The 12,103-nt window shown below is 62.3% G+C and carries 10 protein-coding genes; 8 read left to right on the top strand and 2 right to left on the bottom strand.

Going from position 1 to position 12,103, the window contains the following annotated elements; genetic code table 11:
* Positions 1-77 precede the first annotated feature (77 nt).
* From kdpB to G442_RS0112795, 4 genes are read left to right on the top strand one after another with little or no spacing between them, the layout of a single operon-like run.
* Positions 78-2,114, top strand: a complete 2,037-nt coding sequence (kdpB, locus tag G442_RS0112780; protein ID WP_026398306.1) for a potassium-transporting ATPase subunit KdpB — start codon at positions 78-80, stop codon at positions 2,112-2,114.
* A 10-nt stretch (positions 2,115-2,124) separates the two neighbouring features.
* Positions 2,125-2,748, top strand: coding sequence for a potassium-transporting ATPase subunit KdpC (kdpC, locus tag G442_RS0112785; RefSeq protein ID WP_281285508.1), 624 nt, complete (start codon positions 2,125-2,127; stop codon positions 2,746-2,748).
* A gap of 10 nt (positions 2,749-2,758) precedes the next feature.
* Positions 2,759-5,446 (top strand): sensor histidine kinase, encoded by a 2,688-nt coding sequence (locus G442_RS0112790; RefSeq protein WP_026398308.1) that lies wholly within the window; start codon positions 2,759-2,761, stop codon positions 5,444-5,446.
* The gene (locus G442_RS0112795; protein ID WP_026398309.1) at positions 5,443-6,126 is read left to right on the top strand and encodes a response regulator; all 684 of its coding nucleotides are present in this window, start codon (positions 5,443-5,445) and stop codon (positions 6,124-6,126) included. The genes G442_RS0112790 and G442_RS0112795 overlap by 4 nt, the downstream gene beginning before the upstream one ends.
* A gap of 334 nt (positions 6,127-6,460) precedes the next feature.
* Here G442_RS0112795 and sigJ read toward each other — a convergent pair whose 3' ends face one another.
* Both sigJ and G442_RS0112805 read right to left on the bottom strand, forming a co-directional pair.
* Positions 6,461-7,342: an RNA polymerase sigma factor SigJ gene (gene sigJ / locus G442_RS0112800; RefSeq protein WP_026398310.1), complete on the bottom strand. Its 882-nt coding sequence runs from the start codon at positions 7,340-7,342 to the stop codon at positions 6,461-6,463.
* Between the two features lies 1 nt (position 7,343).
* Positions 7,344-7,787, bottom strand: coding sequence for a carboxymuconolactone decarboxylase family protein (locus G442_RS0112805; protein ID WP_026398311.1), 444 nt, complete (start codon positions 7,785-7,787; stop codon positions 7,344-7,346).
* A 428-nt stretch (positions 7,788-8,215) separates the two neighbouring features.
* Between G442_RS0112805 and ahcY the strand changes: the two genes are divergently transcribed.
* From ahcY to G442_RS0112830, 4 genes are all read left to right on the top strand, one after another.
* Positions 8,216-9,514 (top strand): adenosylhomocysteinase, encoded by a 1,299-nt coding sequence (gene ahcY, locus G442_RS0112810; RefSeq protein WP_026398312.1) that lies wholly within the window; start codon positions 8,216-8,218, stop codon positions 9,512-9,514.
* 122 nt (positions 9,515-9,636) lie between these two features.
* Positions 9,637-10,023 carry a DUF3597 domain-containing protein gene (locus G442_RS0112815; protein WP_026398313.1) on the top strand — a complete coding sequence of 129 codons (387 nt, stop codon included), beginning with the start codon at positions 9,637-9,639 and terminating at the stop codon, positions 10,021-10,023.
* A 91-nt stretch (positions 10,024-10,114) separates the two neighbouring features.
* Positions 10,115-10,465, top strand: a complete 351-nt coding sequence (locus tag G442_RS0112820; protein WP_026398314.1) for an ArsC family reductase — start codon at positions 10,115-10,117, stop codon at positions 10,463-10,465.
* A gap of 233 nt (positions 10,466-10,698) precedes the next feature.
* On the top strand, positions 10,699-12,066 hold the full coding sequence (locus G442_RS0112830) for an L-serine ammonia-lyase (RefSeq protein WP_026398315.1): 1,368 nt from the start codon (positions 10,699-10,701) through the stop codon (positions 12,064-12,066).
* The last annotated feature ends 37 nt before the right edge of the window (positions 12,067-12,103 follow it).

The following is a 12,103-nucleotide window of genomic DNA, read 5'->3' on the forward strand; positions in this document are numbered from 1 at the left end:
CTTCCATGACTTCTCCTACTCTCCTCCCGGCCGATTCCGAGCACGGGCAAGCCGCCGGGCACAGGGGGAACGCCGGTATGATCCGTGCCGAACTGCTGGGTCCCGCCATCGTGGACAGTTTTCGGAAACTCGACCCGCGCGTTATGTGGCGCAATCCCGTCATGTTCGTCGTCGAGGTGGTCACGGTTCTGACGACCGTGTTGCTGATACGCGATCTTCTCGACGGCGAGCCACACCCTGGTTTCGCCATCCAGATCAATCTGTGGCTCTGGTTCACACTCCTGTTCGCCAACTTCGCTGAAGCGGTGGCGGAGGGGCGGGGGAAGGCCCAGGCCGACAGCCTGCGTCGCGCAAGGACGGAAACGCGGGGCAAACGCCTGATTGCAAACGATGAAGGTCATTTCACGCCGCAGTGCCGCTATGAAGAGGTTCCGGCGCCAGCGCTCGCGGTCGGAGATGTGGTTCTCGTCCTGACCGGGGATTTTATTCCGAGTGATGGGGAGGTGGTCGAGGGAATAGCGTCCGTGGACGAATCCGCGATCACCGGAGAATCCGCGCCGGTGATCCGGGAGAGCGGCGGCGACCGTTCGGCGGTGACCGGAGGCACGCGGGTGCTTTCGGATTGGATCGTGGTGCGAATCACGGCAGCGCAGGGCTCAACCTTTCTCGACCGGATGATTTCACTGGTCGAAGGCGCCCAACGCCAGAAGACGCCCAACGAGATCGCGCTGACCATTCTGCTCGCGGGAATGACGCTCATCTTCATTTTCGCCGTCGCGACGATCCCGAGCTTCGTCAACTACGCAGGCGGCCATATTTCCGTCCTGATCCTGGTTGCGCTGTTTGTGACGCTTATTCCGACGACTATCGGCGCTCTGCTGTCGGCTATCGGCATTGCCGGCATGGACAGGCTGATCCGTTTCAACGTGCTCGCCATGTCCGGACGCGCAGTGGAGGCGGCGGGAGACGTCGATACGCTGCTTCTCGACAAGACGGGTACGATCACGATCGGGGATCGTCAGGCGTCCGCATTTTTGCCCGTGGCGGGCGTGTCGGAGCAGGAACTGGCCGATGCGGCCCAACTCGCCTCCCTGGCGGACGAAACCCCGGAAGGTCGTTCCGTCGTCGTGCTGGCGAAGGAGCGTTTCGGCATCCGGGGGCGGGATATGACCGCGCTCGGCGCTCGTTTCGTTCCCTTCACGGCGCAGACCCGTATGAGCGGCGTCGACGTCGGCGGGCGTCAGATTCGCAAGGGCGCGGTGGACAGCATCATCGCCGCTCTGGGCAAGCATGGCGCGTCGGCCGATCATATCCGGGAGATCGCGGATGGCGTCGCGCGACAGGGCGGCACGCCGCTGGCCGTCGTCGATGACGGGCGGCTGATGGGCGTCGTGCATCTGAAGGACGTGGTGAAGGGCGGCATTCGGGAGCGTTTCGCGGAACTGCGGCGCATGGGAATCCGCACGGTGATGATCACCGGCGACAATCCGTTGACGGCGGCGGCGATCGCGGCGGAAAGCGGGGTCGACGACTTTCTCGCCCAGGCGACGCCGGAGGCGAAACTCGCGCTGATCCGCAAGGAGCAGGGGCTGGGCAAGCTCGTCGCGATGTGCGGGGACGGAACGAACGACGCGCCCGCGCTGGCGCAGGCGGATGTCGGCGTGGCCATGAACACCGGAACGGTGGCGGCGCGGGAAGCGGGCAATATGGTCGACCTCGACAGCGACCCGACGAAGCTTATCGAGATCGTGGGCATCGGCAAGCAATTGCTCATGACCCGCGGCGCGCTGACCACCTTTTCGATCGCGAACGACGTGGCGAAGTATTTTGCGATCATTCCAGCGATGTTCGTCGGTTTTTATCCTGCGCTGTCCGCGCTGAACGTCATGCGGCTTGCGACGCCGGAAAGCGCGATCCTGTCGGCTATCATTTTCAATGCGCTGATCATCATCGCGCTGATTCCGCTTGCGCTGAAGGGCGTGCGCTATCGCCCGGTCGGCGCCGCCGTGCTGCTGCGTCGCAACCTTCTCGTCTATGGCCTCGGAGGCCTCGTCGTCCCCTTCATCGGGATCAAACTCATAGACATGCTCGTCACGAGCATCGGTCTGGCCTGAGGAGGCCATCATGGCGATCATGCGCCAGATGCGCCCAGCGTTGACGATTTTCCTGCTGCTGTCCGTGCTGACCGGTCTCGTCTACCCACTGGGCATGACCGGACTTGCAGGGCTGTTGTTTCCGCAACAGGCAGGAGGGAGCCTGATCCGATCGGAGGGCAAGACGGTCGGCTCCGTCCTGATCGGACAGAATTTCTCCAGCCCCGGATATTTTCACGGACGCCCTTCGGCCACCATGGGATCGGATCCGGCGGACGCGTCGAAAACGATCGAGGTTCCCTACAATGCGGCCGCCTCAGTCGGGTCCAACGCCTCGCCCACGTCCAGAGCTCTCGTGGAGCGCGTGGCGGCGGCGGTTGCGCAACTCAAGGCCGAAAACCCTGAGGCCGTGGCGGCGGGAGAACATATTCCCATGGATCTTGTCACGACGTCGGCGAGCGGCCTTGATCCGGATATCTCGCCGGACGCGGCGTTCTTTCAGGTCAGGCGCGTCGCACAGGCGCGTCGCCTTCCGGAATCGGAAGTCCATCAACTTGTGGAAAACCTGATCCAAAGTCCGCTGATGGGGTGGCTGGGCGAACCGCATGTCAATGTGCTCCAACTGAATATGGCCCTCGACACGCTTCACAGGTAATCAGCTGACGATGGATACTCGTGCCGATCGTCCAGATCCGGACGCCCTGCTGCGGCGCACTTCGCAGGAAGTGGAAAGCCGAGAGCGCGGCCGTCTGAAAGTCTTCCTTGGTGCCGCGCCCGGCGTCGGGAAGACGTTCGAGATGCTGACCACGGCGCGACAGCTCCTGCGTGATGGCGTCGACGTCGTCGTTGGCGTGGTGGAGACGCATGGGCGCGCGGAAACAGCGGCGCTTCTGGAGGGGCTGGAGCAGGTTCCGCAGTGTCTCGTCGATTACAGGGGCCGGACATTGCGCGAGATGGGGCTGGACGCCATTCTGGCCCGCGCGCCGCGTGTCGTGCTGGTGGACGAACTGGCGCACACGAACGCGCCGGGCTCCCGCCATCCGAAGCGCTGGATAGATGTGGAGGAACTGCTCGAGGCGGGCGTCGACGTGTTGACGACCGTCAATATCCAGCATCTCGAAAGCCTTAACGACGTTGTCGCCTCGATCACACGCATCCGCGTGCGCGAGACGGTGCCGGACAGCGTGATCGAACGGGCGGACGAAGTCGAACTGATCGACCTGACGCCCAACGATCTCCTGCAGCGCATGCGCGACGGCAAGATCTACGCAAGTCACGCCGCCGGCCAGGCTCTGCTGCACTATTTCTCCCCAGGCAATCTGACGGCGCTACGTGAACTCGCCCTGCGCCATACAGCGCAACAGGTCGACGCGCAGCTTGTCGATCATATGAAGGCCAATGCGATCTCCGGCCCGTGGGCCGCGGGGGAGCGGATCATGGTGTGCCTGACGTTGCAGGACTGGGACGCAAGTCTGTTGCGTTACGGCAAGCGTCTTGCAGACCGGTTGCACGCGCCCTGGATCGTGCTTCATGTCGAGACGGGCCGAGACCTGACCGACGATGCGCGTGCGCGCATTGCGTCCCAGATGCATCTCGCGCAATCCCTCGGCGCCGAGACCGTAACCGTTCCCGGGCAGGACGTGGCGATTGACGCGCTCGCTTACGCGCGGGGACAGAACGTGACGCAAATCGTCGCGGGACATCCGGCCGGACGTGGATGGGGCGGGCGTCTGCGGCAGTGGCTGGGTTACGCGACTACCGAACGTCTCATCCAGTACGCCGACGGCTTTCCCGTGCATGTCGTACCGCGTTCGCCGACGGAGGACAGCGCCCAGACGAGGCTGGAGAGCGCCACCGCCCCCCGTATCGGTCCGTATGTGGCGAGTTCGCTGATCGTCGCCGTCGCGTTAGGCGTGGCGCTGCTGCTACGTCGCGGGTTTGAGGTCAGCAACGTCTCGCTGGCGTTCCTGACGGCCATTCTGGGCGTCGCCGTCGCCTATGGGCTTGGACCTTCCCTGTGGGCGTCTACGCTCGGCATGTTGTGCTTCAATTTTTTCTTTCTGCCGCCGATCTATACCCTGACGATCACAGCGCCCGACAACGTGGTCGCACTGTTTTTCTTTTTCGCGACTGCGCTGATCGCCAGCAACCTGGGCGCGCGCGTGCGCAGTCAGGCCGTTGTGGCGAGACACCGCGCCGAGATCACGCAGTCGCTTTATCATTTTAGCCGTACGATTACGGGGATCATCAAACTCGATGATCTCCTCTGGTCAGCAAGTCATCAGATCGCGACGATGCTGGATTGCAACGTGGTGTTGTTGTTGCCGGAAAATGGCGCCCTGTCGGTCAAGACGTCCTACAACGAAGGGCGAGCGATCGGGGCGGACGATCTGGCGGCAGCCACCTGGGCGTGGAAACATAACAGCGTCGCTGGCAGAGGGTCTGATAATCTGCCCGGCGTGCATTGGCTGTTCATGCCGTTGCGGACAGGCAGGGGTCCGGTCGCCCTGATCGGTCTCGATACCGAAAAAGGCGGCGTGATTCTTGATTCGGAGCGCCAGCGCCTTCTGGACGCGCTGGCCGATCAGACGGCGTCCGCCATTGAAAGTCTGCTGCTCGCCGGGGAGCTTGATCAGGCGCGTCTGGACACCGAGACAGACAAGCTGCGCGGCGCGCTTCTGACGTCCATTTCGCATGATCTTCGTACGCCTTTGGCGTCAATTCTCGGCGCGGCCTCCAGTCTTGATACTTATGGAGAGGAGCTGGGCTCCGCCGCGCGGAAGGAGCTTCTGGCGACGATTCATGACGAAGCCGAGCGTCTCAATCGGTTCGTCGCGAATCTTCTCGATATGACGCGGCTGGAAGCCGGGGCGCTCCGGCCCAGAAGAGAGCGCGTGGATATCGGCGAAGTCGTCGCTAGCGCCCTGACACGGGCGTCCCGCCTGCTCGTCGGCCATCATGTGGAGATGGAGGTGGCCCAGGACCTTCCAATGCCGCTTCTCGATGATGTTCTGATCGAACAGGCGGTGTTCAACGTTCTCGATAACGCGGGAAAATATACCAAACCGGGGACGAACGTGACCGTCACCGCGACGTGCGACGCGGAAACGTTGACGGTACGGGTTCTGGACGAAGGCGAAGGGTTTTCCATCAGTGACCCTGACATGGTCTTCAGCAAGTTTACGCGCTTCATGTCCGCCGACCGCGCCCGTCCCGGCACCGGACTGGGCCTTGCGATCACACGCGGGTTTGTTGAGGCGATGGGTGGAAAAATCATCGCCCGCAACAGGCGAGACCGCTTGGGCGCCGAATTTGTCATAACGTTTCCCATAGCCGCGGAAGATGTGAAATGAGCGACCCCTCCGTTCTTATCGTAGATGACGAACCGGCTATCCGGCGTCTTCTTAAAATGACGCTCTCCAGCCAGTCCTGGCGGATTGCGGAGGCAGGCACAGGCGAGGTTGCGTTGCGCATGGCCGCTGAAAATCCGCCCGATATCGTGCTTCTCGACTTGGGGCTTCCGGATATCGACGGCGTCGAGGTGCTGCGGCGGATGCGCGCAAGCAGGCCCACGCTGCCGGTCGTGATTCTCTCGGTTCGGGACGACGAGCGCGGAAAAGTCGCTGCACTGGAAGCAGGTGCGGACGACTATGTCACGAAGCCTTTCAGTATGGCGGAACTGGTGGCGCGTTTGCGCAACGCTTTAAGGCACGCGCTGCAACAGGAAGGCACTGCGCCGCTGTTCGTATCCGGCGATCTGACGGTTGACCTCGTGCGTCGGCAGATCTTTCGCGGTGAAACCGAAATTCGACTTTCGCCGCGCGAATGGGACATCGTGCGCATGCTCGTTCGATATGCGGGGCGGGTGCTGACACATCAGACGATCATGGGGAAACTTTGGGGCGCGACTGGAGACGTGCAGCAACTGCGTGTTTATATCAGGCAGATACGACAAAAGCTCGAGGTGGACCCGGAAAGGCCCAGGCATATCATTACCGAGACGGGGGTTGGGTACCGCTTGATTCAGTTGTGACGGCTTCCAGCCGGTGGCGACAGGCCTGTTTTCGCACGCGCCATATGTTCCCACTCGCGGAAGTTATGTTGAGTTGAACATTCTGGTTAAAAAGAAAGGTTTGAAAATGAATTGCCGCCTGATGGATGCGCCGCTCAACCATCATGAATCATGATTGATGACGCAGCGCTGAAACAGCTTTCAGAAGAGATATAGGAAAATGAAATTTTTGAAAAATTTGAAATCAATTGTTCTTTATTAATTTTTTTCATATGTATTTCAGATTTTCGTCAAAGATCCATGCGCGGTCGCAGGCGTTGTAAAAGACCGCGCCGACCGATCGCGCCGCAATGGGTCACGTGCTGAGCGCCGCAGATAGCGATCGTAATTTCTCCGGATTGCGAATGACGTAGACGGAAATTATTCGCTCTTGCGCTATCTCCAGCACGACTGCTTGCGGAAGTCCGTCTGCTTCCAGCGTCACGAAGCCTGGCGCGCCGTTAATGCGACCGCGATAGAGCACCGCCGGAACGGCATCGCGCTTGAGAGCCAGCCGGGAGAAGAAGCGCGTGGCCTTCTCGCCGCCGTGGATCAGGTTCAGCGCCGCCGGACGAACGCCCCCGCCATCTGTGTGCACGACCGCGTCGGAGGCCAGCAGGTCGCGCAACGCCGTTTCATCGCCCGTCTGCGTCGCGGCGAGGAAAGCGTCGGCCAGACGCGCTCCATCCGCCGCAGACGGCGCCTGGCGCGGTCGGGCTTCGTCGAGGCGCTGTCGCGCTCGCACCGCCATCTGGCGGCAGGTCGCCAGAGATTTGTTCAGTAGCTCAGCAAGTTCAGCGAACGGCGTGTCGAACAGGTCGTGCAGAATGAAAATGGCCCGCTCGGCTGGCGAGAGCCGTTCGAGCGCCAACAGAAAAGCCATCGATACGGTCTCATTCTGCGCCCATGCGGCTTCCTGCGGCGCTTCGCGGCTGTCTGGCACGGGCTCCGGCAGCCAGGGGCCGATATAGGTCTCGCGTCGCACTCTTGCCGAGCGGAGGTGATCGAGCGCCAGCCGCGCAGCGGCCTTCATCAGCCATGCCTGCGGGCGCTCCACGTCCGGACGCGACGTCCCCTGCCAACGCAGGAAGACTTCCTGCGCGATGTCCTCGGCCGTCGCGTGAGAGCCTGTCATGCGATAGGCTAAGCCGATCAGGGCGGCGCGATGCGGAAGGAAGCTGGTCGTCGCGTCGGTCATCTCATGCGCCGGAGGGCGCGGAGCGGAAGCCGATGGCCAGCCGGTTCCAGCCATTGATCGTGGCGATCAGCAGCGTGAGCTTCACGATCTCCTCCTCAGAAAAATGCGCCTTCACACGGGCCCAGTCCTCGTCCGGGGCGTGCGTGTCGGCGACGCGCGTCAGGGCTTCGGTCCACGCCAGCGCCGCCTGTTCCCGTGGGCTATAAAGCGGCGCCTCGCGCCAGGCGTCGAGCAGGAACAGGCGGGCTGTCGCTTCGCCGTCCTTGATCGCGTCACGCGTGTGCATGTCGATGCAGAATGCGCAGCCGTTGATCTGCGAGGCGCGGGTCTTGACCAGTTCGATCAGGCTCTTTTCCAGACCCGATGTGGCGACGGTTTTTTCCAGCGCCAGCATCGCCTGCATCACACCGGGCGCGGCTGCGAAATAATCGAGACGAGGTTGCATGGGGCTCTCCCTTGTTGCGGTTCACGCCGACAAGACGAGATGGCCGATACGGATGTGACAATCAGGATGAAATTTTTTCGACAACGCGGATTTCATGGGCGTCGACGGCGTATTGGCGAACAGGTTCCGCGAGATTGTTCTGGACGTCTGATTGCTGGCGCTTTCTCGGTTGTGGTGAAGGGAGCCGGTGTTGGGTTTCGATTTGTCAGGAATATAGCGAAGAAACAGTACGCGTTTTCTTGTGGTTTGAGTGTCTGCGCCCTGTGAAGGGGGCAGTGCGACCGGTGTGAGATTGCTGAAATCTGACGGGTGCGACGTCGTTCACGAAGGAAGAACTGACCCTCCCAGCGTCGTCGCCCGCGCTGCGGGTGGCGCAAAGAAGCCTCCGGCTGTATAGAGGCCCACTTGAATTTCCAAACGGGACGACAATGAGCAACAGCACCGATTTCAAGGTCAAGGACATCTCTCTCGCCGAGTGGGGCCGTAAAGAGATCTCCATTGCGGAAGGCGAAATGCCTGGCCTGATGGCGCTGCGCGAGGAATATGGCGCGAGCCAGCCGCTGAAAGGCGCCCGTATCGCCGGCTGTCTGCACATGACCATCCAGACGGCGGTTCTGATCGAGACGCTGACCGCGCTGGGCGCCACCGTGCGCTGGTCTTCCTGCAACATCTTCTCGACGCAGGATCAGGCGGCTGCGGCTGTCGCCGCTGCTGGCGTTCCCGTGTTCGCGTGGAAGGGTCTGTCCGAGGAAGAATTCTGGTGGTGCATCGAGCAGACGGTCAAGGGACCGGACGGCTGGACCCCGAACATGATCCTCGACGACGGCGGCGACCTGACCGTGCTGATGCATGATAAGTACCCCGAGATGCTGAACGACGTGCGCGGTCTGTCCGAAGAGACGACGACGGGCGTCCATCGTCTGTGGGAAATGCAGAAGAAGGGCACGCTCAAGGTACCGGCCATCAACGTCAACGACAGCGTGACCAAGTCCAAGTTCGACAACCTGTACGGCTGCCGCGAAAGCCTCGTGGACGCGATCCGTCGCGGCACCGACGTCATGATGGCCGGCAAGGTCGCCGTCGTCGCGGGCTATGGCGACGTGGGCAAGGGGTCGGCCGCGTCCCTGCGTAACGCAGGCTGCCGCGTGCTGGTGACCGAAGCCGACCCGATCTGCGCCCTGCAGGCCGCGATGGAAGGCTACGAGGTCGTGACGATGGAAGGCGCTGCTCCGCGCGGCGACATCTTCGTGACGGCGACCGGCAACGTCGACGTGATCACCCTCGACCACATGCGCGAGATGAAGCACCGCGCGATCGTGTGCAACATCGGTCACTTCGATTCAGAGATTCAGATCGGCGCACTGCGTAACCTGAAGTGGGACAACGTGAAGCCGCAGGTCGACGAGGTCGAGTTCCCTGATGGCAAGCGCCTGATCGTTCTGTCCGAAGGTCGCCTCGTGAACCTCGGCAACGCCACGGGTCATCCGTCCTTCGTCATGTCGGCGTCCTTCACCAACCAGACGCTGGCCCAGATCGAACTGTGGACGGCGAAGCCGGGCCAGTACGAGAACAAGGTTTACGTGTTGCCGAAGAAGCTCGACGAGAAAGTGGCGGCGCTGCATCTCGCGAAGGTCGGCGCCCAGCTCACGAAGCTGTCGCAGCAGCAGGCTGAATACATCGACGTTCCGGTGAACGGTCCGTTCAAGCACGACGCCTACCGCTACTGATCGACGAACCGCCTCGTCCGCGAGGCGGTCATAAACGTGGCGCATTCGTGCGTCATGAACCGGAAGGCCGCAGCCGACGTTTCATCGGCTGCGACGCGTCAACCAAGGAAGGATCGCGACTTATGAGCATTTTCGGCTCCATCGTTTCCGCAATTTTCGGTCATGCGAAGGCTGCTGAGGCGCCCGCGTCCGCTCCTGCCGCTACGCCTGCGACCCCGGATGCGGCTCCCGCTGCTGCTCCGACGGCCCCCGCCGCGCCGGTCGATGTCGACGCAGTTCTCACGGATCTCGCCGCGAAGGCGGGGCAACCGCTGAACTGGAAAGAGTCGATTGTCGATCTTCTGAAGCTGCTGGGTCTCGACAGTTCGCTCGCGGCGCGCAAGCAGCTCGCGACCGAGCTGCACTACACGGGCGACGAAAACGATTCGGCGACCATGAACGTGTGGCTGATCAAGGAAGTCCGTCAGAAGCTCGCCGAGAACGGCGGCAAGCTTCCCGCCGGTTTCTGATCGGCCTGACCGGAGCTACGGGCCGGTTTCAATCATATACGGCCCGTTCGGTCCATTGTGACCGGGCGGGCTTTTTTATAGGCGCGACGTCATGACGGTAACTCTCTACGGTATCAAAGCCTGCGACACGATGCGTAAGGCGCGCTCCTGGCTGGACGAGCACGGCGTGACCTACGCTTTCCACGACTACAAGGTTCAGGGGATCGAGGAAGCGACATTGCGGAAATGGGTCAAGGTCGTCGGGTGGGAGATCCTGCTCAACCGCGCAGGGACGACGTTCAAGAAGCTGCCACCTGACGCAAAAGAAAATATCGACGCCGACAAGGCCGTCTCGCTCATGCTGTCCAACCCGTCGATGATCAAGCGTCCGGTTCTGGACAACGGCGCGGTCACGGTCGGCTTCAAGCCGGACGCTTACGAGGCGCTCTTTTCAGGCGCGTAACGGGTTGGTGTTCGCCTTCATGTCCGGCATGGGTTACTTCGAAATGTTTTCAGGAAATTTTAAATTTTTCGAAAATTCGTTGCGTGCTGGCGTGAAATGCTGACCCTCCGCAGGGCTGGCGAGGTCCTCGCCTGATGTCGCCGGAAACTGGCGCTTGGCGGTCTCTGGTCGTTCTGTCATCGTCATCTTGATCCGGGAGCATCCCGCAACGATCCGATGGAACTCTCCGGCGTATGATCAGCCTCTTCGACATCTTCAAGATCGGCGTCGGCCCTTCGTCATCGCACACGGTGGGACCGATGCGCGCGGCCGCCGCATTTGCAGCAGCGATAAGAGGGCAAGAGAATGAGCGCGTCGTCAGCGTAGTCGTCGCGCTTCTCGGGTCGCTCGCCTGGACGGGCGTGGGGCACGCCACCGATACGGCGGTGATGCTCGGTCTGTCGGGCGAGACGCCGGACCAGGTCGATCCCAACGAGGCCGAGCGACTGGTCGAGGCGATACGCGCGACCAGGACGTTGCGCCTGAACGGGCGCGTCATCGCGTTCGACCCGCAGCACGCGATCCTTTTTGATAAGAAAACCACGCCTCCAGTGCATCCGAACACGATGCGTTTCGCAGCATTCGATGCGGCGGGAGAGCGTGTGCTGGAGCAGGGATGGTGCTCCGTCGGCGGCGGCTTCATCGTGCCGGAGAGCACCCCGGACGACGCGGCGGTCATCCCTTCGGAGCCTGCGCCGTTCGACTTCGCCTCGGGCGACGCCTTGCTGGCGTGCGCACGGCGGACAGGGCTCAGCATCGCCGAGATCGTCATGGCCAACGAGCGGGCCTTGCGTCCGGCGGAGGACGTCGTCGCGCATATCGATCGCATCATCGACGCCATGATGGCGTGCGTGGATCGTGGCCTGTCGCAGGAGGGCGCTCTTCCGGGAAAGCTGGGCGTGCGTCGTCGCGCGTCGTCACTGCGCGAACGGCTGGAGGCGGATCGCTTTCGCAATGTGCGTCCGGCGCACGAGATCATGGACTGGATCAGCCTCTTCGCCATCGCGGTGAATGAAGAGAACGCGGCGGGCGGGCGGGTTGTGACGGCGCCGACCAACGGGGCGGCGGGCGTCGTGCCCGCGGTCCTGCGCTACTACCGCGACTTCTGCACGGGGGCGACGCGCGAGGGGATGCGCGATTTTCTGCTGACGGCGGCTGCGATTGGCGGATTGTTCAAACGCAACGCCTCGATTTCCGGCGCGGAGGTGGGGTGTCAGGGAGAGGTCGGCGTCGCCTGTTCGATGGCTGCCGCCGGGCTGGCCGCAGCGTTGGGCGGCGATCCGCCGCAAGTGGAGAACGCCGCTGAAATCGGGATGGAGCACCATCTGGGCATGACCTGCGACCCTGTCGGCGGACTGGTGCAGATTCCCTGCATCGAACGCAACGCCTTCGGTGCGGTGAAGGCCGTCAACGCGGCGTCGCTCGCTCTGCGTGGCGACGGGGCGCATCATGTGTCGCTCGACAAGGTGATCGTGACGATGCGCGAAACCGGCGCGGATATGAACAGCCGCTACAAGGAGACCTCGCTGGGCGGGCTGGCTGTCGCTTTTCCCGAGTGCTGATAAAGAAACGGAAACAATGTATTTCCGGCATTTCTGT

It is taken from the genome of Acetobacter nitrogenifigens DSM 23921 = NBRC 105050 (assembly GCF_000429165.1).
GTDB classification, from domain to species: Bacteria; Pseudomonadota; Alphaproteobacteria; order Acetobacterales; family Acetobacteraceae; genus Acetobacter; species Acetobacter nitrogenifigens.